This window comes from Jannaschia sp. R86511 (assembly GCF_042466345.1).
GTDB lineage: Bacteria > Actinomycetota > Actinomycetes > Actinomycetales > JBBAYJ01 > Aquipuribacter.
In genome coordinates this window covers 4,189,250-4,208,816 of record NZ_JAXHCD010000001.1, presented here as the reverse complement: position 1 = coordinate 4,208,816, position 19,567 = coordinate 4,189,250, and the positions used below count along the sequence as shown (strand labels likewise).

23 protein-coding genes and 1 pseudogene are annotated in these 19,567 nt (G+C 78.0%); 10 read left to right on the top strand and 14 right to left on the bottom strand.

Annotation, left to right across the window (positions count from 1 at the left end; translation table 11 throughout):
- Positions 1-39 precede the first annotated feature (39 nt).
- Positions 40-1,551: a DEAD/DEAH box helicase gene (locus SJY06_RS19670; protein ID WP_380169231.1), complete on the bottom strand. Its 1,512-nt coding sequence runs from the start codon at positions 1,549-1,551 to the stop codon at positions 40-42.
- A gap of 214 nt (positions 1,552-1,765) precedes the next feature.
- On the opposite strand from SJY06_RS19670, the gene SJY06_RS19665 reads away from it, so the two are divergent.
- Positions 1,766-2,839, top strand: coding sequence for an aromatic acid exporter family protein (locus SJY06_RS19665; RefSeq protein ID WP_380169230.1), 1,074 nt, complete (start codon positions 1,766-1,768; stop codon positions 2,837-2,839).
- Positions 2,836-3,684, top strand: coding sequence for a RibD family protein (locus tag SJY06_RS19660; RefSeq protein WP_380169229.1), 849 nt, complete (start codon positions 2,836-2,838; stop codon positions 3,682-3,684). The genes SJY06_RS19665 and SJY06_RS19660 overlap by 4 nt, the downstream gene beginning before the upstream one ends.
- 51 nt (positions 3,685-3,735) lie before the next feature.
- Here the strand turns inward: SJY06_RS19660 and SJY06_RS19655 are convergent.
- The 5 genes and pseudogenes from SJY06_RS19655 to SJY06_RS19635 form a co-directional block, all read right to left on the bottom strand.
- Positions 3,736-4,521: pseudogene (locus SJY06_RS19655) on the bottom strand (lysylphosphatidylglycerol synthase domain-containing protein); the annotation flags it as partial.
- Positions 4,518-5,342, bottom strand: coding sequence for a class I SAM-dependent methyltransferase (locus SJY06_RS19650; RefSeq protein ID WP_380169228.1), 825 nt, complete (start codon positions 5,340-5,342; stop codon positions 4,518-4,520). The pseudogene SJY06_RS19655 and the gene SJY06_RS19650, both read right to left, overlap by 4 nt.
- Positions 5,339-6,415: a glycosyltransferase family 4 protein gene (locus SJY06_RS19645; RefSeq protein ID WP_380169227.1), complete on the bottom strand. Its 1,077-nt coding sequence runs from the start codon at positions 6,413-6,415 to the stop codon at positions 5,339-5,341. The genes SJY06_RS19650 and SJY06_RS19645 overlap by 4 nt, the downstream gene beginning before the upstream one ends.
- Positions 6,406-6,918, bottom strand: a complete 513-nt coding sequence (locus tag SJY06_RS19640) for a 6-pyruvoyl tetrahydropterin synthase family protein (RefSeq protein ID WP_380169226.1) — start codon at positions 6,916-6,918, stop codon at positions 6,406-6,408. The genes SJY06_RS19645 and SJY06_RS19640 overlap by 10 nt, the downstream gene beginning before the upstream one ends.
- The gene (locus tag SJY06_RS19635; protein WP_380169225.1) at positions 6,915-7,985 is read right to left on the bottom strand and encodes a dehydrogenase; all 1,071 of its coding nucleotides are present in this window, start codon (positions 7,983-7,985) and stop codon (positions 6,915-6,917) included. The genes SJY06_RS19640 and SJY06_RS19635 overlap by 4 nt, the downstream gene beginning before the upstream one ends.
- On the opposite strand from SJY06_RS19635, the gene SJY06_RS19630 reads away from it, so the two are divergent.
- Both SJY06_RS19630 and SJY06_RS19625 read left to right on the top strand, forming a co-directional pair.
- The gene (locus SJY06_RS19630; RefSeq protein WP_380169224.1) at positions 7,965-8,585 is read left to right on the top strand and encodes a CDP-alcohol phosphatidyltransferase family protein; all 621 of its coding nucleotides are present in this window, start codon (positions 7,965-7,967) and stop codon (positions 8,583-8,585) included. The two genes, SJY06_RS19635 and SJY06_RS19630, sit on opposite strands and share 21 nt — an antisense overlap.
- Positions 8,582-8,746, top strand: a complete 165-nt coding sequence (locus SJY06_RS19625; protein ID WP_380169223.1) for a hypothetical protein — start codon at positions 8,582-8,584, stop codon at positions 8,744-8,746. Before SJY06_RS19630 ends, SJY06_RS19625 begins: the two co-directional genes overlap by 4 nt.
- Positions 8,747-8,779: 33 nt before the next feature.
- On the opposite strand, the gene SJY06_RS19620 is transcribed toward SJY06_RS19625, so the two are convergent.
- Together SJY06_RS19620 and SJY06_RS19615 are read right to left on the bottom strand one after the other, a co-directional pair.
- Complete coding sequence (locus SJY06_RS19620) at positions 8,780-9,262, bottom strand: DUF2231 domain-containing protein (RefSeq protein ID WP_380169222.1); 483 nt, start codon at positions 9,260-9,262, stop codon at positions 8,780-8,782.
- 59 nt (positions 9,263-9,321) lie between these two features.
- On the bottom strand, positions 9,322-10,149 hold the full coding sequence (locus SJY06_RS19615; RefSeq protein ID WP_380169221.1) for an MOSC domain-containing protein: 828 nt from the start codon (positions 10,147-10,149) through the stop codon (positions 9,322-9,324).
- Between the two features lie 263 nt (positions 10,150-10,412).
- Between SJY06_RS19615 and SJY06_RS19610 the strand changes: the two genes are divergently transcribed.
- Positions 10,413-11,372, top strand: a complete 960-nt coding sequence (locus SJY06_RS19610; protein ID WP_380169220.1) for a GGDEF domain-containing protein — start codon at positions 10,413-10,415, stop codon at positions 11,370-11,372.
- A gap of 53 nt (positions 11,373-11,425) precedes the next feature.
- On the opposite strand, the gene SJY06_RS19605 is transcribed toward SJY06_RS19610, so the two are convergent.
- Positions 11,426-11,968, bottom strand: a complete 543-nt coding sequence (locus SJY06_RS19605) for an MOSC domain-containing protein (protein ID WP_380169219.1) — start codon at positions 11,966-11,968, stop codon at positions 11,426-11,428.
- 48 nt (positions 11,969-12,016) lie between these two features.
- Between SJY06_RS19605 and SJY06_RS19600 the strand changes: the two genes are divergently transcribed.
- From SJY06_RS19600 to SJY06_RS19590, 3 genes are read left to right on the top strand one after another with little or no spacing between them, the layout of a single operon-like run.
- The gene (locus SJY06_RS19600) at positions 12,017-12,961 is read left to right on the top strand and encodes a helix-turn-helix transcriptional regulator (protein ID WP_380169218.1); all 945 of its coding nucleotides are present in this window, start codon (positions 12,017-12,019) and stop codon (positions 12,959-12,961) included.
- Entirely contained in the window at positions 12,958-13,953 is a 996-nt protein-coding gene (locus SJY06_RS19595) for a helix-turn-helix transcriptional regulator (protein ID WP_380169217.1), read from the top strand. The genes SJY06_RS19600 and SJY06_RS19595 overlap by 4 nt, the downstream gene beginning before the upstream one ends.
- A gap of 7 nt (positions 13,954-13,960) precedes the next feature.
- Positions 13,961-14,713, top strand: a complete 753-nt coding sequence (locus tag SJY06_RS19590; RefSeq protein WP_380169216.1) for a maleylpyruvate isomerase family mycothiol-dependent enzyme — start codon at positions 13,961-13,963, stop codon at positions 14,711-14,713.
- A gap of 48 nt (positions 14,714-14,761) precedes the next feature.
- Here the strand turns inward: SJY06_RS19590 and SJY06_RS19585 are convergent, their stop codons facing one another.
- The 3 genes from SJY06_RS19585 to SJY06_RS19575 all read right to left on the bottom strand — a co-directional run bounded on the left by SJY06_RS19585 (position 14,762) and on the right by SJY06_RS19575 (position 16,820).
- Positions 14,762-15,193, bottom strand: coding sequence for a pyridoxamine 5'-phosphate oxidase family protein (locus SJY06_RS19585; RefSeq protein ID WP_380169215.1), 432 nt, complete (start codon positions 15,191-15,193; stop codon positions 14,762-14,764).
- Positions 15,194-15,278: 85 nt separating this feature from the next.
- A complete protein-coding gene (locus SJY06_RS19580; RefSeq protein WP_380169214.1) occupies positions 15,279-16,121 on the bottom strand; it encodes an N-formylglutamate amidohydrolase in 843 nt (280 codons plus the stop codon).
- Positions 16,122-16,163: 42 nt separating this feature from the next.
- Positions 16,164-16,820, bottom strand: coding sequence for a hypothetical protein (locus SJY06_RS19575; protein WP_380169213.1), 657 nt, complete (start codon positions 16,818-16,820; stop codon positions 16,164-16,166).
- Between the two features lie 59 nt (positions 16,821-16,879).
- Here SJY06_RS19575 and SJY06_RS19570 point away from each other — a divergent pair, with 59 nt between their 5' ends.
- Both SJY06_RS19570 and SJY06_RS19565 read left to right on the top strand, forming a co-directional pair.
- A complete protein-coding gene (locus tag SJY06_RS19570; protein ID WP_380169212.1) occupies positions 16,880-17,179 on the top strand; it encodes a putative quinol monooxygenase in 300 nt (99 codons plus the stop codon).
- Positions 17,176-18,126 (top strand): maleylpyruvate isomerase N-terminal domain-containing protein, encoded by a 951-nt coding sequence (locus SJY06_RS19565; protein ID WP_380169211.1) that lies wholly within the window; start codon positions 17,176-17,178, stop codon positions 18,124-18,126. The genes SJY06_RS19570 and SJY06_RS19565 overlap by 4 nt, the downstream gene beginning before the upstream one ends.
- A 24-nt stretch (positions 18,127-18,150) precedes the next feature.
- Here the strand turns inward: SJY06_RS19565 and SJY06_RS19560 are convergent, their stop codons facing one another.
- Complete coding sequence (locus tag SJY06_RS19560; RefSeq protein ID WP_380169210.1) at positions 18,151-18,558, bottom strand: GntR family transcriptional regulator; 408 nt, start codon at positions 18,556-18,558, stop codon at positions 18,151-18,153.
- The gene (locus tag SJY06_RS19555) at positions 18,555-19,493 is read right to left on the bottom strand and encodes a hypothetical protein (RefSeq protein ID WP_380169209.1); all 939 of its coding nucleotides are present in this window, start codon (positions 19,491-19,493) and stop codon (positions 18,555-18,557) included. The genes SJY06_RS19560 and SJY06_RS19555 overlap by 4 nt, the downstream gene beginning before the upstream one ends.
- Between the last annotated feature and the right edge of the window lie 74 nt (positions 19,494-19,567).

Below are 19,567 nucleotides of genomic sequence, written 5' to 3'. Positions count from 1 at the left end.
CTCGTGGGTGGCCCGCGGTGCGGGCCGAGGTGTGCCGGGTCAGCGGGTGCGGGCCGGGCGGCCGGAGCCACCACGACGGCGCGAGCCGCCGGTGCCGCCGGTGCCGCCGCCGGGGTGGCCGCCACCGGGACGGGGGGAGCCGTGGTAGCCGGTCGCCGGGTGGCCCGACGCGCTGCCGGCGCCGCCGCCCGAACGGCCGGAGCCGCCGCTGCGGGCGCCGGAGCGACCGCCGGTCGCCGCGTTGCCGCCGCCCGTGGCCGGTCCGCCGCGACGCGCACGGGCGGTGGCCCGGCGGCCCGTGCCGGTCTGGCCCTGCTGCGCGGCCATGCGCTCCGCCGGGGAGGTGTACTCCCGGCGCGGCGCGACCTCGCCGACCAGGCCGCTGACGACCGGGCTGCCCGCGGTGACGCGGTCGGCACGGGCGTTGACCTTGGCCAGGCGCATCAGGGTCTTGACCTCACGCTCCTGGTCCGGCAGGACCAGGGTGACCACGACGCCGTCGGAGCCAGCACGGGCGGTGCGGCCCGAGCGGTGCAGGTACGCCTTGTGCTCGGTCGGCGGGTCGACGTGCACGACGAGCTCGACGTCGTCCACGTGGATGCCGCGGGCGGCCACGTCGGTCGCGACGAGCACGTTGACCTCGCCGCCGGAGAACGCGGCCAGGTTGCGCTGGCGGGCGCCCTGGGTCAGGTTGCCGTGCAGGTCGACGGCGGGGATGCCGGAGATCGTCAGCTGCTTGGCCAGCTTCTTGGCCGCGTGCTTGGTGCGCATGAAGAGCACCCGGCGGCCGGTGCCCGAGGCGAGTTCGCGCACGACGTCCTGCTTGGCGTGCGGGTCGGTCACCGACAGCACGTGGTGGGTCATGGTCGACACGGGCGACTCGGCGGAGTCGACGGAGTGGGTGCGCGGGTTGCGCAGGTAGCGCTTGACCAGGCGGTCCACGCCGTTGTCCAGCGTGGCGCTGAACAGCATCCGCTGGATGCCGGTGGGCGTGGCGTCGAGGATCCGCGTCACGGCGGGCAGGAAGCCGAGGTCGGCCATGTGGTCGGCCTCGTCCAGGACGGTGATGGCGACCTTGTCGAGGAAGACCTCGCGCTGGCCCATCAGGTCCTCGAGGCGACCGGGGCAGGCGATGACGATGTCGACGCCGCGGCTCAGGGCCTGGGTCTGACGACCCTGGGGGACACCGCCGAAGACGGTGGTCACGGACAGGCCGTTGGTCTCGCCCAGGGGCTTGAGGACCTCGGCGATCTGGGTGGCCAGCTCGCGGGTGGGGGCCAGGACCAGGGCGCGGGGACGCTTGGGCGTGGTGGCCGAGCCGCGCTCGGACAGCAGCCGGCTGACGATCGGCAGCGCGAAGGCCAGCGTCTTGCCGGAGCCGGTGCGGCCGCGGCCCAGGACGTCGCGCCCGGCCATGGAGTCCGGCAGCGTCGCGGCCTGGATCGGGAAGGGGGCCTCGATGCCCTGGGAGGCCAGGGTGCGCACGAGGGGGGCGGAGACGCCGAGGTCGGCGAATCCGAGGGCAGGGGTGTTCGGGTGGGTCTCAGGCATGCGTGAAGAAGTCGCCTCTCAGGCGTCGTCGGGGCGCCGCAGACAAACGACCTCGGCTCTCGCGACACACGTTCTGCGTCGGCGCCGGTGCAGTGCTCCACGACGGTCGGTCACGCCAGATCGGCGTGCCGCTGGAGCCATTGTGCCCTACCGGGCCGTCGTCACGGTCCACGCACCCCGGGCCGGGGGGTCGTGGGGCTGAGACCATGACCCCGTGAGCAGCGGCGGCAGGGTCCTCCCGGAGCGGGTCCGGCGCCTCGGCCGGACCGCCCCGCTGCTGGTCCAGTCGGCCCTGGCCGCCGGCATCGCCTACTGGTTCGCCGAGGCCGTGCTGGGCCACCAGCAGCCGTTCTTCGCCCCGGCCGCGGCCATCATCGGCCTGGGTGCGTCCTACCGGCAGCGCTGGCGCCGCACCGCCGAGATCGTGGTCGGCGTCGCGATCGGGGTGGGGGTGGGTGACCTCGTGGTGGCCCTGGTCGGGCCCAGCGTCTGGGTCCTGGTGCTGGCCGTGCTGGTGGCGATGAGCCTGGCGGTGCTGCTGGACGCGGGCGCGCTCATCGTCATGCAGGCCGGGGTGCAGGCCGCGATCGTCACCACCCTGGTCGCCGACCCGGACCAGGGCCTGGACCGCTGGCTGGACGCCGTCGTGGGCGGTGGCACGGCCCTGCTCATCGCGTTCCTGTCCCCGGTCGGGCCGCTGCGACGGCCGCGGGAGCACGCGGTCGAGGTGCTCCGCACGCTGGCCTCGCTGCTGCGCGACAGCGTCACCGCCAACCTGACCCTGGACACCACGCTGGCCCGCCGGACGCTGCAGCGGGCCCGGGAGACCGAGTACTCGCTGACGCGGCTGCGCGAGGCGACCGAGGAGCGCAGCGACGCGGCGGCGCTGTCCGTGCTGCGACGCACCCGCTCGCGGCGCGCGCGGCTGGACGCCGACGCGGCCGTCGTGCTGGACCTGGCGGTGCGCAACGCGCGCGTCCTGGTCCGACGAGCCGACGTCGCCGTGGAGCGGGAGGACCCGATCCCGGACGACGTGCTGCGCCTGGTGCAGGACCTGGCCGGGGTCGTGGACCACCTGGCGGCCGGCTACGACGACGCCTCGCAGCAGGCGTCGTTGCGCCTGGAGCTGGTGGCGCTGGCCGAGCGGTCCTCCGCGCTGTCGGTGCCCCTGGGGCTGTCCGGGGCGACGGTGCTCGCCCAGACCCGGTCGCTGGTCACCGACCTGCTGCGCCTGACCGGTCTGGACGCCGCCGAGGCGCTGGGCCTGGTCCCGCGGATGTACCGGTGAGTGCCGTGGGCGGCGATCCGGTCGGCGACGTCGCTGGCCCGGTGGGGGGCCCGCGGGACCGGACCGGGGTGTCGCCGGTCGGTCCGGCGGACCCCGGCGGGTCGGCGCTGTACGCGCCGCTGCGCGCGGGGGGTCCCCGCTACGCCGTGGCCCAGCTCGGCCAGAGCCTCGACGGCTGCATCGCGACCCGCACCGGTGACGCCGAGTTCGTCACCGGGGAGGCCGACCGGGCCCACCTGCACCAGCTGCGCGCCTACGTGGACGCCGTGGTGGTCGGGGTGGGCACGGTGGTGTCCGACGACCCCCGGCTCACGGTGCGGGCCGTCCGCGGCGACGACCCCCACCGGGTGGTGCTGGACCCGTCGGCCCGCTGCCCCCGGACGGCCCGGGTGCTGGCCGACGGGGCGGGTGCCACCTGGGTGGTGGGCCGGGCCGCGGCCGGCGGGCTGGTCGACGTCCCGGCCGGGGTGCGCCTGCTGGTCCTGCCGACCGGAGACGACGGCCGCTTCGCGCCGGCCGGGGTGCTGGACGCGCTGGCCGGCCTCGGGCTGGGTCGCGTGCTCGTGGAGGGCGGCGGCCGGACGGTGTCGGCGTTCCTGCGGGCCGGGGTGCTGGACCGGCTGCACCTGAGCGTGGCTCCGGTCCTGCTCGGCACCGACGGCACCACCGGCATCGGCGTGCCCGGTCCCGCGCTGGCCCGGGACGCGGTCAGGCCGCCGTCACGGGCGTTCCGGCTGGGCGACGACGTCTGCTTCGACCTCGACCTCCGTGCCGCCGGCCCCGGTCCCGATCCCCGTCGCGGTGGCCCGGCGGCGGGCCAGCAGCAGGGGGAGCAGACCGGGTAGCGCCGACACCAGCGACAGCAGGCCGTAGCCGACGGCCGCCGCGACCCCGTCGGCCGAGGCCAGCCCCACCGCGGCGAAGCACAGCGCGGCGCCGGCCTCCCGGGCGCCCCAGCCGGCCACGGTCAGGGGGATGCCGGAGACCAGCAGGACGACGAGCACCGCGGGGACCAGGACCCCCGCCGGCGCCGGTGCCGCCCCGGTCGCGGCCGCCGCCAGCAGGAACAGGACGACGAAGCACGCCAGCACCCCCACCGACAGGACGGTCGCCGCGACCAGGGCCGGCAGCAGCGCCCGCGGCGGCCGCCGGCCGCGCCACGGCGACCACAGCACGACCGCCAGCACGACCAGCGCCCCCAGCACCACGCCGAGCACGGTGACGGTGCGGCCGTCCACCCCGTCGGAGACCTGCAGCAGCTCGGGGCGGGCCAGCAGCGTCACGGCGGTGGCGGCGACGAGGACCAGCTGGCCCGTGGCCCGCTCGAGGAACACCGCGCGGGCCGCGCGCAGCAGGCCGACGTCGCTGCCGTGCCGGCGGGCCCGGTCGACGTCGCCTACCACGCCGCCCGGCACCACCTGGTTGACCAGCTCGCTGCGGAAGTACTCCGACACGGCGGCGGTGAACGTCAGCGGCGCGCCCAGGGCCCGCGCCAGCAGCAGCCAGCGGGTCGCGGCCAGCGTGCGCCAGAGCAGGCCCAGCAGCAGCGCCAGCAGCACGGGGACGGGGGACAGCACGGCGGTCCCCGCGCGCACGGCCTGCTCCCCGACGACCACGGCCACCACCGCCAGCGCGCCGACACTCGCCGCCAGGCGCAGCGCGAGCCGGACGCGCCCGCTCATGCCGGCAGGACCAGGACGTCCACGTGCTCCACGGCCGCGACCAGGTCGCCCCGGTCCAGCTCCGCCCGGCGGGTGCCCGCCCACGTGACCAGGTCCTGGTCCCGCTGCAGGGCCGCAGCCAGGTAGCCGTCGCCCCAGGCACGCAGCAGGTCGGCGTCGGTGGCGGGGTCCAGCAGCCACGGGGTGCGCCGCTCGACGACCGTGGCCCCGTGCCGGCCCGCGGCGGTGCGCAGCAGCTCCAGCGCGGCCGGCCCGGCGGCCCCGTCGGCCGCGGCGGTCGCGTGCACGGCGCGGCCCGCCCGGGCGTCGTCGGGGTGCCCGGGCTGCAGCCGCACCTCGCCCGTCACCGTGAGAGCGGCGAGCAGGGGCACGCGCGTCCGGGCCAGCACGGCCACCAGGTGCAGCAGGTCCGGCACCGGCAGCACGTCGAGCAGGGCCGAGCAGACCACGGCGTCGACGTCGGCCAGCAGGTCCGGGGCCAGGTCCGCCACGGTGGCCACCACCCGCCCCGGCCGGGGGGCGCCGGCGCGGTCGGCGGCGACCGTCAGCAGGGCCGGGTCGGGGTCGACCAGGGTCCAGCGGGCGGGGCCGGGCAGCCGTTCGGCGCACCAGCGCTGCATCGCGCCCGCGCCGCAGCCGAGGTCGAGCAGGTGCAGGCCGCGTCGGTCCAGGGTGGCGACGTCGCCCAGCAGCCGCCGCAGCAGGTCGGCCGAGCGCGCGCGGTCGTCGGCGTCGGCGCGCAGGTCCAGCCAGCGGGTGTCGTAGGAGCCGCCGGGCGGGCCGCCGTCCCCGGTGGGGCCGGCCCCGGGCAGCACGTTCACGTGAACGCCGCCCGGACGGCGGCCGCGGTCTCGTCCCACCCGCCCAGCGTGCCCGCCCGGGCCCGGGCGCGGGCCCGCAGGTCGGCGCGCAGCGGCTCCTCGGTCAACCATCGGTGCAGCGCCCCGCCGAGCGCGACGGGCTCACCGGGCGGCACGAGCAGCCCCGGCGGGCCGTCGGCGGTGCGACCCAGCGCCTCGCTCAGGCCGCTGCCGGTGGTGGCGAGGACGGGTCGCCCGCGGGCCAGCGCCTCGGTCACCACCATCCCGAACGTCTCCACGAGCGAGGGGACCACCAGCAGGTCTGCCCAGCGCCACCGCTGCTCCAGCTCCGGCCCGACCAGCGGGCCGGTCACCTCCACCTGCCCGCCCAGGCCGGCCGCGTCGACCTCGCGGCGCAGCGCGGCGACCTCGTCGGCGCGGGGGTGGGGCCCGACCACCTGCAGCCGCCAGCCCGGGTCGCCGTCGGGGACGGCGGACCGGACGAGGCCCGCGAGGGCCTGCAGCAGCAGTCGCTGGCCCTTGCGCGGGGTCACGGAGCCCAGGCAGAGCAGGTGCCACCCGGCGGCGGTGGCGTCGGGGTGCAGGACCGCGGGCGCGGTGCCGGGGGCGGCGACGACCGGCGGCCGGCGCAGCGGGTGCCGCGCGAGCCGGTCCGCGGTCCACCTGCTGGTGACGACGACGACGGCCGCCGCGGCCAGCACCCGGCGCTCGGCGTGGTCGCGCGCGGCGGCCGCGGCGACGTCCAGGCCGCCCTCCAGCGCGAGCGGGAGGTGGACCACCACCCCCAGCCGGAGCCGGGCGGCGGCGGGCACGACGACGTCGGGCGCGCCGCAGGCCACCAGCCCGTCCACGAGGACCGAGGCCCCGTCGGGCTGCCCGGCCAGCACCGCGGCCAGCTGGGCCTCGTCGGCGGGCGACGGGACGGGCCAGGCCCCCGGCACCGGGTGCCAGCCCGGCCCCTCGCCCGCAGCGGCCCAGGTGTCGCGGACCTGCCGGTCCCAGACGTTGCCCCCGGTCGGGGCGGTGACGTCACCGGGGACGACGAACGCGGGCGGCGCGTCGGTCAGGCCCACGGCCACCCGGTCGCCCCCGGCCGGGGCTCGCGCAGCCGCACCGTGACGGCCGCCGCGGCCCGGGGGTTCTCGCCCAGCTCGACCCTGAGCGCGGTCAGGTCGTCGCCCCGGCCGCGCAGCAGGCCCGCGGCCGCGCGGCCCAGCAGCCGCCGGGCCACGAACGAGGCCAGCACCTCGGTGGTCGTCACCACCCCGGTCAGCTCGGGGTGGTCGTCGAGGTTGGTGTAGGTCAGGTCGGACAGCACCTCACCGAGCTGCGCGGCCGCGGCGCCGATGTCCACGACGATGCCGTCGCCGTCCAGGGCGTCCCGGCAGAACGTGGCGCGCACGACGTAGGTCGCCCCGTGCAGCGCCTGCGCGGGACCGAAGACCTCGCCCGGCAGGGAGTGGGCGACCATCATCGAGTCCTCGACGGTGACGGCGTGCTCGACGACGGCGTGCTCCAGGTCGGGGTGCCCGGTGCCGCTCGTCGGTCCGGTCGGGGCGTCGGGGCTGCTGCTCATGCCCCGTAGGCCACCACGGCGCAGCGCCCGTCGCCACCGCGGTGCCCGGCCAGCTCGTCGGCCCCGTCGTCGGCCCCGTCGACGCCCAGCAGGCCCGGCAGCCGCCGGGGCAGGTCCTCGAAGCGGACGTCCTCGCCGAGCAGGTGGTCGAAGGCGGGGTCGGTCAGCAGCCGCAGGGCCAGGTCCAGCCGGTCGGACCGGCTGCGGCGGTCCCGGCGGACCCGGGCCACCTCGCCGACCTGGCTGGGGCGGATGCCGACCCGCCGGCTGTGCACGTCCTCGCCGAGCGGCACGGCGGGGGAGCGGGTGCCGAACCACGACACCTCGACCACCTCGCCGTCGTCCGGGGCCAGGCGCAGCGCCAGCGCCAGGCCCGCGGCCGTCGCGGAGGTGTGCACGACCACGTCGTGGCCGCCCACGTGCCCGGGCCCGGCCAGGTCGTCCGGGTGCCGGTAGCCCACGCCCAGCACCGAGGCGGTCGCGGCCCGCTGCCGCTGCGGGTCGACGAGGTCCACCCGGGTGCCCGGCACCCGCGCGGCCAGCCGGGCCACGGCGGCCCCCACCGCACCGGCCCCCACCACCGCGACCCGGTCGCCCAGGGTGACCCCGGCGTCCCACACCACGTTGAGCGCGGTCTCCACCGTGCCGGCCAGCACCGCCCGGCGCGCGGGCACCGAGCCCGGCAGCGGGTGCACGGCGTCGACCGGCACGACGAAGCGGTCGTGGTGCGGGTGCAGCACGAACACGTCGCGGCCCCGCAGGTCGTCCGGTCCCGCCTCGACCGTGCCGACGGCCAGGTAGCCGTAGCTGACCGGGCCGGGCAGGTCGCCCCGCTGGAACGGGGCCCGCATCCGGGCGGCGTGCTCGGGCGGAACCCGTCCCATGAGCACCGAGCCCTCCGTGCCCCGGCTGATCCCGCTGAACCGGGTCCGGACCAGCACCTCGCCCGGCCCGGGGGCGGGCAGCGGTGCCTCGCGCAGCCCCGCCACGCCTGGCCGCTCGACCCAGAGCGAGCGGGCGAGGACGGCGGGGGCCAGGCTGGGCTCGTGCTGAGGGCTGCGGTCCACGGGGCGAGCCTGACACCGGCCGACCGGGTCACGCTCGCCAGGGCCGTCCTGCTCGGGGTCGTCGCGCTGCTGGTGCTGCTGCGCCCGGCCCCGTTCGGCCCGGTCGGCCCGGTCGGCCCGGTCGGCCTCCTCGCCCCGGTCGACGCCGACGGGGCGGCCACGGCGTGGGGCTGGCTGGTCGTCGCGCTCGCGGTGCCCATGCTCCTGCTGGACGCCGTGGACGGCGCGGTCGCCCGCCGCACGCTCGTCACCGCCCGCGGGGCGCGCTTCGACATGGAGGTCGACGCGGCCGCCGTCCTCGTGCTGTCGCTGGCGGCGGCGCCTGCCGTCGGTGCCTGGGTGCTGCTCGCGGGGCTGCTGCGCTACGCCTGGGCGGTCGCGGCGCTGCTGCTGCCCGCCCTGCGCGAGCCGCTGCCGTTCTCGCAGGCCCGCCGGGTCGTGGCCGGGGTCCAGGGGCCGGCGCTGCTGGCGGCCGTGGTGCCCGGGGTCCCGCCCGGGGTGGCGGTGGCGGCGTGCGCGGTGGCGCTCGTCGCGCTGCTGTGGTCGTTCGGCCGAGATGTCGCGGGGGTGCTCGGCGGGGCCTACCGTCGACAGGCATGAAGGTCCTGCTGATCGTCCTGCTCGCCCTCTGGCTCGGGTTGACCCTGATCGGGGCGATCGTCGAGGGCCTGTTCTGGCTGCTGGTGATCGGCGTGGTGCTCTTCCTGGCCACGGCCGTCTGGGGCTGGTTCAAGGTGCGGGCGGTCGTCGCCCGCGACTGAGCTCGACCGGACGCGAGGGCCTGCCCCCGCGGCTCAGCGCTCGCCGAGGACGTAGCCCCAGACCATGGCCGCGCCGGTGTCCCCGGCCAGCACCGTGAACACGGTCGCCGCCACGCCCAGCGCGGCCGCCAGCCAGGCCGTCACCCGCGGCCAGCGGGTGCCCGCCCCGAGCCGTCCGGTCAGCACCACCGACGCGACCGTGGCGACCGCGAAGGCGATGCCCAGGTTGACCACGTACAGCCCGTGCCGGCCGTGCGTCAGCAGCTCGGGTGAGGGGTCCCCGGCGTAGCCCATGGCCACCTCGAGCGCCTCGCCGGCCTGCTGGGCCACCAGCGCGGCCACGGCGCCCAGCACGGCGGCCACCGCGACGAGCGGGCCGTAGCCGGGGGCCCAGCGGGGACGGGCCGCGACCAGGACCGCGCCCAGCGTCGCCAGCGGGACCAGGACGACCACCGCGTGCACGACCAGCGGGTGCAGCGGCAGTCCGTTGACCGAGGTGAACAGCGTGGCGATCATGGGCCCAGTCTGCCCCGCCCTGGCCCCCCGGCGGGGCCGGGTCGCCAGGTCGGCCGACCTCAGCCCGCCTCGCCGGGCGCGCCGACCGCCACCTCGACCGGCGCGCCGACCGCCATGTCGCCGGGCTGCTGCACCTCCGCGTCCAGGCCGAAGACCACCTCCTGGTCCCGCAGCCGGTCCGGCACCAGCAGGCCCAACGGGTCCCAGCCCTCCCGCGCCCCGTGCCGCGGGCGCAGCCGCACGACGGCGCAGCGCGGCACCCCGGCGCGCACCTGCAGCCGGGCACCGCCCAGGCGCAGCGACCCGCCCACCCACGCGTCCTCGACGAAGGCCGGTGCGTCACCGGTGTCGACCACGACGTTGGCGCGCCAGCGCTCGGCGTCGGCGAGCAGGTCGTCGGGAGCAGGGTCGAGCCCGGCCCGGCGGGCCACCTCCCGCAGCGACGACGTCGTCACCACGGTCACCCCACCGGCGTACACCACGTCGCGGGGGGCGGCCTCGGCCAGCACGACGCGGCGGCCGAGGTGGGCCGACAGCAGGTCCGCCCAGGGGCCGTCCAGCAGCGTCAGCTCGGGCTCGCGGCCCCAGTAGTCGGCCCGCAGCCGCCCGGCCGGCACCACCGGGGCCGTGACGGGCGCCCGGCCGGGGACGTGCAGCGTCAGGGCGGTGCCCGGGTCGGTGCTCGGGCCGGTGCCCGGGTCGTGCACCTGCACCCGCAGGGCCAGCAGCGCCGGGTTCTCCACGGTCCGCAGCACCCGCCGGGCGGCGGGGTCCACGCAGCAGAACCGCCGGTCGCCCACGACGCCGTGCGCGGCCAGGAGCAGCCGGTCGGGGTGGTGGGCGGAGCCGCCCTTGAGCGGGCTGAGCCCGAGGGCGGCGACGTGCACCCGGCGAGGGTACGGGCCCCGCTTCACCCGTGACGGGGGACAGCGGACCCCCGGGGGTGCACGATGTGGGCGTGACGGCTCCCGGTGCTCCTGCGGCGGGCGGGCGCAGCCGTGCCGGTCGGCCCTAGGGGACCGACGAGCGACGCTTCACCGGGATCCGCAGCACCTGGGGCGACGGGCTGCTCATCGCCATCACCGGGCTGACGTTCCTGTACTGGACCTACGTCCCGCTGCACCTGATCGACGACGGGGACCGCCATCACGTGGCGCTGGCCTGGGTCGACGCGCTCAGCGGCGTGGCGGCGGCCGTCGTCCTGGCCCTGCTGCTCCTGCTGCGCCCGGACCGCGGCGGCCGGCTGCTGCTCACCGCGGTGCTCGCCACCGCCGCCGGGGCCAACGCGGTCGCGCACCTGTGGATCGGGCAGGACCTCGCCGACACCGTGCTCGTCGCCATCGTCCTGCTGGTGGTGGCGGCCGGCATCACGGCCAGCCCCGTCGCGGCCGGGCTCGTGGTCGCGCTGTGGCTGGGCTGGCTGGCCGCGACCCGGGGCCTGGTCGGTGACCCGGACTGGCTGCGGCACCTGTCCGACCTCGCCGTGGCCACCCTGTCCGGGCTCATGCTGCACGTCGGTCGCCGGCTGACGATGCTCAAGCTGCTGCGGGCCCAGGCCGAGCTGGAGCGCCTCACCGAGTGCGACGACCTGACCGGCCTGGCCAACCGGCGGGGCTTCTTCGCCGCGCTGCAGCGGGTGCTCGACGCGGCCGAGGCCGACCCGGACCGGCGGCTCGTGGTGCTGTACTGCGACGTCGACGGGCTCAAGCTGGTCAACGACGCCCGGGGTCACGAGGCGGGTGACGCGCTCCTGGTCGCGGTGGCCGACCGGTTGCGCGCCGAGTTCGTCGACGCGCCCATCGTGGCGCGCCTCGGCGGCGACGAGTTCGGCGTGGTCCTGCTCGCCCCCGCGGGGCCCGACGTCGTGGAGCAGGCCGCCGCCCGCGCGCGCCGGATCCGTGACGAGGGGGCCGAGGCCGTGTGGTCGCTGTCGGTCGGTGCCGCCTCCAGCGACGAGCTGCGCCTGCCCGCGCCGCGGGACCGCGTCGCCGTCGACGGCGGGGCCTGGCCCGGTCCGGACCTGGTGGGGGCGGTGGTCGGGCTGGCCGACGAGCGCATGTACGAGGCCAAGCGGTCCCGGCCGGGACGGCGCCCGCACCGACCGGGCTGAGGGGTCGCGACGGGCCCGGCGCACCGATGGGGCCGACCGGTCCGGCCCCGGTCTCACAGCACCGGCAGCGCCCCCGAGCCGGCCGCCAGCAGCACCACCGGGTCGCCGGCCTCGACGGTCCCGCCCACCTCGACCACCGCGAACACCCCGACCCGGCCGACCGGGACCCCGTCGTCGTCCAGGGACAGCCCGACCGGGTCCGTGGCGGGGTCCTCGTGGCGGGGGTACCGGATCCCGGTGACGCGCAGGACGGCCGTGGCGCCCAGCCGCAGCCGGGCGCCCGCAGCCAGCGCGAGCAGGTCCAGGCCGTGCGTCGTGACGTTCTCGCCCAGGTACCCGTCGGCCACGTCGGCCCCGCCCGCCCGCAGCAGCCCGTAGCGGGCCACGTCGACCAGGTGGACCTCGCGCAGCCGCCGGGTGCCCGCGTGCCGGTCGCCCGCGGCGCCGTGCGCGGGCCGCAGGTCCAGCCGGTCGACGGCGGGCTTGGCGAAGCCCCGGGCCGGTCGCTCACCGGCGCGGCGCACCGACAGGACCGTCGCGGGGGCGTCGTCACCACCCCGGTCGGGGGTCGCCGGGCCCGCCACCTCGTCGCTCACGGCCCCACCATCGCGCACTCCGTCCCCCCGGTGGGCCACAGTGGTGCCGTGGCAGCAGGAGGACGGGACCAGCGCGGACCGATGGAACGGCTCACCCAGATCCTGTTCGTCCTGTCCCGTTCGCCGGGTCGCACGGCGACGACGGAGCGGTTGCTGGAGCACGTCGAGTACGGCTCGGACCGCCCCGAGGACCGCCGCCGGCAGCTGACCCGCGACATCCGCCACCTCACCGACCTGGGCTGGGAGATCGCCGCGGCGGGGGACGAGGGCGAGGCCGGCCGCTACCGGCTGGTCGCCGGCGACCTGCGCCTGCGCGTCGAGTTCTCGGCCGCCGAGCAGGCCGAGCTGCAGCGCGCGGCCCGGGTCGCCCAGCTGTCCGGCATCGCCGCGGACCTCGGGCCGGTGCCCGAGCCGGCGCGCTCGTTCGTGCCCCGCACCGACCACGTGGCCGCCCTGGACGCCGTGCAGCGCGCCGTGCAGGCCCACTGCCTGCTGGGCTTCGACTACGGCGGCCGGCCGCGCCAGGTCCACCCGCACCGGGTCCACCTGCGCACCGGGGGCTGGTACCTGCGGGCCCGCGAGGTCGACGGCACCGAGGTCAAGACGTTCCGGCTGGACCGGCTGGTCGACGTCGTCCTGGGCCAGCCCGGCACGGCCGAGGTCCCGCCGGCCGACGCGCACCTGCGCATCGACCCGATCGCGTGGCAGGTCGACCCGCCCGTGGTCGCGGTCGTGGCCACCACGGAGGAGCACGTGCCGCACGTGACGTCCATGTTCGCCGGCCCCGACCCGCAGGCGGTCGCGCGGGCCGTCGACCCGGTCGCCGAGGGCGGCCGCGCGGACGAGGTCGTGCTGCGGGTGCCGGTCACCAACCGCTCGGCGTTCCGGGGCCGGCTGTTCGAGCTGGGGGGCCGGGTCCGCCTGCTCGGGCCGACCGGGCTGCGCGAGCAGGTCCGCGAGCACCTGCTGGCCGTGGCGGAGGGACGGCGGTGAGCGGCTCGGTCGCGCTGTACGCGCGCCGGCTCGCCCACGTGCCCGGCGCGCTGCGGCTGCTGCGCCTGCACCCGGACGGCCTGCCCATCGCGCGGGTGGCCGACGAGCTGGGGGTGCCCGAGGCCCAGCTGCGCGAGGAGCTCGAGGTGTTCTTCCTGGCCGACGTGGTCGACACCGGGTCGGTGGGGCTGCGCTCGTGCGCGCTGGAGTTCCTGGCGCCGGGACCGGACGGCTGGCTGGCCGAGTCCGACCTGGTCGACGCGCAGGTGCTCCGGCTCACCGACGACAGCCCGTTCGACGAGCTGGGGGTCGCGTTCCTGTCCGCCTCCGACCTGGGCGTGCTGTACCGGGCCGCGTCCGAGCTGTCGGCCCTGGAGCCCGACAACGACGTCCTGGCCTCCGCCGTGGCGCGGCTGGGCACGTCGGTGCTGGGTGGGGTCGAGGGCCGGGGCGGGTTCATGGCCGACGTGGCCGCCGACCTGCGCGGCGCCGCCACGCGGCAGCTCCGGGTTCGGTTGACCTACGCCCGGGCGTGGCGGCCCGGCGTGGTGGAGCGGGTGGTGGAGCCCTGGCGCGTGGTCAGCACCCGGCGCGGGTACGAGGTCGACGCCGGGCCGCTGGACGCCGACGGCGGGCTGCGGACCTACCTGGTGTCCGGCATCCGCGCCCACGAGGTCCTCGAGGAGTCCTTCGAGCGCCCCGCCGACGCGGACGACCGGATCGCCGCCGCGCGTCGCGAGGTCCCGGTCCGCCTGGTCGTGCCCGCCGACCGGGTGTGGGTGGTCGAGCGGTTCGCCGAGTCGGTGGCCGTCGAGCAGTCCGACACCGACGGCGTCCAGGTGGTGGCCGGGGTGCTGCCCCCGGTTCGGGACCGGGTGGGGCTGCTGCTGGCCGTCGCCGGCGGCGGGGCGTTCGTCGTGGACCCGCCCTACCTGCGTGACACCGACCGCGAGACCGCGCGGCGGCTGCTGGACCACCACGGCCTGGGTTGAGGCCGCCGTGGACAGCCGTCGCCCCGCCCTGGACCACCTGTCGGTGCTCCCGGTCCTGACCGGACGCTTCGCCGCGGCGCTCGCGGCGGCCGACCTCGACGCGGTGCCGGCCGCCACGGGCCGCTGGCGGGTGCGGGACGTGGGGCTGCACCTGCTGGGCGTCCACCGCTGGGCGGCGGAGGTGGTGCGCCGGGGCACCCGGCCGCCCCGCGCGGGTGCGGCGGGGTCGACGGCCGGCCCGGTCGGTCCGGGCGACGACGAGCTGGTGCCGGCCTACCGTGCGGCGGCCGACGAGCTGCTCGCCGTCCTGGCCGAGGTCGACCCGGAACGGGAGTGCTGGACGCTGGACCGGACCGACCGGCGGGCGGGCTTCTGGGTCAGGCGCCAGGTCCACGAGACCGCGGTCCACCTGTGGGACGTGCGCTCGCCGGTGGACGCGACGCCCGAGGCCCTGGCGGACCTGGACCCCGACCTGTGCGCCGACGGGGTCGACGAGCTGCTGCAGCTGCTGCCGAGCCGGTTGGGGGCCGCCCGGGCGCCGCTGCCGGGGCTGCTCGCGCTGCGCGCCACCGACCTGGACCGGCGGTGGCTGCTGGGGCCCGACTGGCTGCCCTCCGCCGCCGACGCGGTGCCGGTGGCCACGGTCGAGGCGCCCGCCCGTGGCCTGCTGCTGCACGTGTGGGGCCGAGGGCGGTTCGCCACGACCGCCGGGGACCCCGCCACGCTGCGGGCCTTCGACCGCGCCCCCGCCCGCGGCTGAGCGCAGGACGCCAACCCGCGGCGCCCTGGTCCCGAGGTGGTGAGCAGGTCAGCCGGGCCAGCGGTCGATGCCGGCCATGCCGTACCGCCTGACCACGACGGCGCGGGACGGGGTGATGGCGAGGAAGGCCGTGCCCGGGGAACCGTCCGGGCCGCCGGGTGCGAAGGCGTCGAGGTCGTAGTCGAACACGTCGGCCCACATCCGGCGCTTGGTCTCCAGGTCGTCGTGGATCGTCGCGGTGCCCCACACCTCGACCCCGTCCCCGACCTCGGTCACCTGCCAGTGCAACGCCACGCGGTCGTTCGCCCGGACGTTGCGCGCCTTCACCGAGTCGGTGCCGACCATCGCCCAGAGGGTGTCGCCCTCCCAGCACGGGTGCACCGGCACGACGTCGGGTTCCCCGTCAGCGCCCACCGTGGCGAGGTGCGCCCAGGGGCTGAGGGCGGTGGCGAACGTGCGGATGTCGGCCAGGCCGGTCATGACCGGCACCGTACAAGGCCCGTCCCGCGGACGGCGCCGTCGAGAACCGCCGGCTTGTCCCGACCCCCGCTGCGCCGGCTCCGCCTCAGCGGGGGTCGGCGTCGGTGGCTGTGTCGGTGGCTGTGTCGGTGGCTGTGTCGGTGACGGCGTCGACCAGCGCGGCCAGCCGGGCGGCCACCTCGCCCAGGCCCGTGGTGGGCTGCAGCTCGTCGTCGAGGTAGAGGTCGCGGCGCAGCTCGACCATCACCGAGACGACCCGCGGCTCGCGCCCCCAGTGCCGCAGCGGCGTGTACGTGCCCGCGAACGGCTCGTCCCGGCCCACCTCGAGGCCGTCGAAGGCCTCCCGCGCACGGTCGAGCAGCCAGCCCGGGGTGTGCTTCACGTCGGTGCCCAGGCAGACCTGCGGCCGGTGCCGCGACCGGTCCGGGTCCGCGGCCGTCTCGTAGGGCAGCGGCTGCGTCGGGAACGAGTGGACGTCCAGGACGACCGCCCGGCCGCAGGCGTCGAGCCGTTCCTGCACCAGGTCGGCGACCCCCTCGGCGTGGGGGCGCAGGTACCGGGTGAGCAGGTCGGCCTCGTGCCTCGGGTCGGGCGTGCGCAGCGGCCGACCCTCGGACGTCCGGGTGTAGACGGCGCCCATGCCGACGGCCCGCATCGGCTCCCGGACGTCGGGGAACCGCTCGGGGTCCACCACCAGCCGCGACCAGGGGGCCACCCAGCGCCAGGGCCGCCGCCGGGCCGCGCCGGCGGCCGCCGCGGCCACGAGGTCGGTGGCGGTGTCGGTCATCCGGTCCAGCTCGACGCGCAGGTCGTCGTCGGTGAGCAGCAACCGGGACCGCACGTCGGCGGGCACCGCCCGCGAGGCGTGCGGCACGTGCAGGACGACCGGGGAGCCGGGGTCACCAGGCAGCAGCGGGGTCACGGTCACGTGCGCGACGGTAGCGAGGCCCCCTCGGCCGAGCAGGGCCGGTCAGCCGAGCAAGGCCGGGCGGGCCGGGTGGTCGTGCCGGACCACCAGGTCGGCCCGCGCGGCCGGGTCGCACTCGTCGACGTAGCGCGCCCACGCCCCCGGTCGGGGGTCGCCGGGGTCGGGGAACCGGCGCGACAGCGCGGCCGGCGAGGTGAGCAGGTGCACGACTGCGTCGACGGACCCGCTGAGCTCCCAGCGCAGCAGGTAGGGGCCGTCGACGACCAGCAGCGCCCCCGGTGCGGCCGGCAGCAGGGGCTCGCGCGCGGACCGGTCGGTCGCGGCGTCGCGCAGGCGCGGCAGCCACGTCATGGCGGTCGGGTCGGCCAGCGGGTCCAGCACCTCCCGCTGCAGCGACGCCCAGTCCACCCACCGCTCGAACGCGGCGTCGACGTCGTGGGGGCCCCACTCGAGGCGGACCGAGCGACGGTGCAGGAAGTCCGCCGCCCGCACCCGGACCACCCCCGTTCCGGTGGCCAGCGCCGCCGCGGCGACGGCGTCCGCGACGGCGGCCGTCTCGGCCTCGACGGCGCCGTCCACGGCCAGGCGCACGGCCACCCCGGCCTGGCGTGCGGGACCCAGCAGCGACGCGACCCGGGTGACGGCCAGGTCGGCGAGCCCGGCGGGGGTCAGCGCCCGCACGTCCTTCGAGCCCGTCACGGCCGTCACGGTAGGCGGTCGCCGTGGCCGCGGCCGCCCGGCCCGCCTACGGTGGCGCCATGACGGGCACCGTGGTCCTGGTGGTCACCTTCCGCGCTCGCGCCGACGGCGTCGACGAGCTGCGGCGCCGGCTGCTCGACCTCGTCGGCCTCACCCGGGCCGAGGCGGGCTGCCTGCGCTACGACCTGCACGGGCACGACGACGACCCGCTCCGGCTGACGTTCGTCGAGGAGTGGGCCACGGCGCAGGCCCACGCCGCCCACGACCTGACGCCCTGGGTGCGGGAGCTGCGCGAGCAGCTGCCGAGGCTGCTGGTCGGCGACGCCGAGGTCACCCGGCTGTCGAGGATCGAGCCGTGAGCCCGGACCGGGGCCGCCCCCGTCACGACGTGGCGCTGACCCGCGACTGGCTGGCCGAGGGCACCCGACGGCTCCTCGAGGCGGTCGAGGCGCTGCCCGACGACGCGTTCGGCGGGGCGAGCCGGCTGCCCGGCTGGAGCCGGGCCCACGTCGTGGCGCACGTGGCCCGCAACGCCGAGGCGCTGGGGCGGCTCGCCGCCTGGGCCCGGACCGGGGTGGAGACCCCGATGTACGCCGACGCCGCCACGCGGGACGCGGACATCGAGCGCAGCGCCGGCCGGCCCGCCGCCGAGCTGCGCCACGACCTTGCCGCCACGGCGGCCGAGCTGGACCTCGCGCTCGACGCGCTGGACGACGGTGCCTGGCAGGCCACCGTCCGGGCGCGGGCGGGCCGTGAGGTGCGGGCCTCGGTGCTGCCGTGGCTCCGGGTCCGCGAGGTGTGGCTGCACCGCGCCGACCTGGCGGAGCCGGAGCCGGAGCCGGGTCCGGGTCGGGGTCCGGGTCCGGGTCCGGGTCCGGGTCCGGGTCGGGGGACGGACGCCACCGGCGGGCTCGTGGACCTGCCCGAAGGGCTCCTGGCCGAGCTGCTCACCGACGTCGCCGGGACGCTGTCCGCGGACCCGTCGTGCCCCCGGCTGCGGCTGAGGGCCACCGAGTCCGACCTGGTGGTCCCGCTCGGGGGCGACGCCGCCGCGGCTGGTGCGCCCGCGGAGCAGGTCGGATGGGGTGGTGCGATCGAGGTGGCCGGCCCGGGGGCGGCGCTGCTGCTGTGGCTGGCGGGTCGCTCGAGCGGCGCCGGTCTGTCGGTGGAGGGGGTGGCGGTGCAGCCCTTGCCGGCCGAGAGGGCTGCCACGGACGAGGGGGCTGCCACGGACGAGGGGGCTGCCGCGGACGAGGGGGCTGCGGACGACGGGGCCGGGCTGCCGCTGCTGCCGCGCTGGCTCTGAGGCCGGGACGGTCCCGCGCCCGGCTCATGGGCCGGTGCCGGCCCGGAGCGCGAGCCGGACGGCGGCCAGCACGTCGGCGTCGCCCGCGCCGGCCGACCGGGCGTCCGCCACGTAGCGCGTCGCGAGGTCGGTCAGGGCGGGCCGCCGGACCGCGCCCCCCGCGGTCGGGTCACCCAGCCCCGGCCCACCTACCCGTGTGCCGCCGCCGCGGGACCCGCTGACCAACCCGGCGGCCTCGAGCTCGCGGTAGGTACGGGCGACCGTGCCCACGGCCAGGCCCAGGTCACGGGCCAGCTGACGGATCGGGGGCAGCCGCTGGCCGTCGGTGAGCAGGCCGTGGCGGACCGCGCGCTCGAGCTGACGCCGCAGCTGCTCGTACGGCGGGGTCGGGTCGTCGGTGTCGACGGACAACCGCACGGGCGAGGCCGTCACCGGGCGCCGGCGGCCTGCGGCAGCGCGGGTCGCCGGGCGCCCACCAGCAGCACGGCCAGGCAGGCGATGAGCACCACGCCGGCCAGGACCGCGACGACCAGCAGCCCAGCCGCCACCACGCCCCACCAGGCCGGGGCGCAACCGACCAGGCCGGCCACGGCCGAGCCGGCGAGCAGCGCGGTCCCCGCCAGCGGCAGCGCCAGCAGCACCCCGAGACCCGCGACGACCGACCGCGCAGCGCGGGCCCGCAGCTCCAGGTCGGCCGACACGGCCAGCTCGTCGTCGCCGGACCACGACCCCGGCCGTCCCGGGGCGCTTTCGGTGCCGCGCGGCAGCAGCGGGGGCCGGGCCACCGTGGTGCGCAGCACCAGCAGGGCCAGCAGCGTCCCCGCCCCGACGAGGCCCAGGAGGGGGACGGTGTAGTAGGCGCCCGGCCACGGCCCGCGGGACGACGTCTCCACCGCCGAGCAGGCGTGCGTGAGCCACCGGCCCGGACGGCCCAGGTCGTCGGCCGAGCCGAGTCCGGTGCCCACCAGGGCGAGGACGAGCAGCGTGGTGCCGGTGGCCACGACCGCCCCGGTCAGTCGTCGGGGCAGGTAGTCCGACGCGCGGCGCGGGGTCAGTCCCGCGCTGCGCCGGGGACCGGCCGGTGGTCTGACGACCAGCTCGGCCGCCAGCACCCCCAGGAGCAGGCCGAGCCCGGCGACGGGTGCTGCCAGCAGCAGTCCGAGCCCCAGGCTGTCACGGGCGACGACCGCACCGGCCGCGACCAGGCCCAGCACCGTCCCCAGGCCGCGCAACCAGCCGCGGTGGCCCTCGAGGCGCTGGGCCGCCTCCAGCCGGGCGTCCCGCGTCGACCGGGCCAGGGCCACCAGCACCGCGACGACCGCCACCACCGGCACCAGCAGCACGGGGAGCAGGAGCAGGAACCTCATGGAGGACCCCTTGTGTCAGGCGACTGGTACAAGTCTCACTGTCGGGGTCGGGCGTGGTTTGTGTCAACCGCCTG

What these genes read in the sequence shown, in the direction of transcription:
- SJY06_RS19625 (WP_380169223.1), top strand. Translation starts at nt 8,582, where the DNA reads ATGAAGGTCCTGCTGATCGTCCTGCTCGCCCTCTGGCTCGGGTTGACC.
- SJY06_RS19640 (WP_380169226.1), bottom strand. Translation starts at nt 6,918, where the DNA reads ATGAGCAGCAGCCCCGACGCCCCGACCGGACCGACGAGCGGCACCGGG.
- SJY06_RS19670 (WP_380169231.1), bottom strand. Translation starts at nt 1,551, where the DNA reads ATGCCTGAGACCCACCCGAACACCCCTGCCCTCGGATTCGCCGACCTC.
- SJY06_RS19570 (WP_380169212.1), top strand. Translation starts at nt 16,880, where the DNA reads ATGACGGGCACCGTGGTCCTGGTGGTCACCTTCCGCGCTCGCGCCGAC.
- SJY06_RS19620 (WP_380169222.1), bottom strand. Translation starts at nt 9,262, where the DNA reads ATGATCGCCACGCTGTTCACCTCGGTCAACGGACTGCCGCTGCACCCG.
- SJY06_RS19555 (WP_380169209.1), bottom strand. Translation starts at nt 19,493, where the DNA reads ATGAGGTTCCTGCTCCTGCTCCCCGTGCTGCTGGTGCCGGTGGTGGCG.
- SJY06_RS19585 (WP_380169215.1), bottom strand. Translation starts at nt 15,193, where the DNA reads ATGACCGGCCTGGCCGACATCCGCACGTTCGCCACCGCCCTCAGCCCC.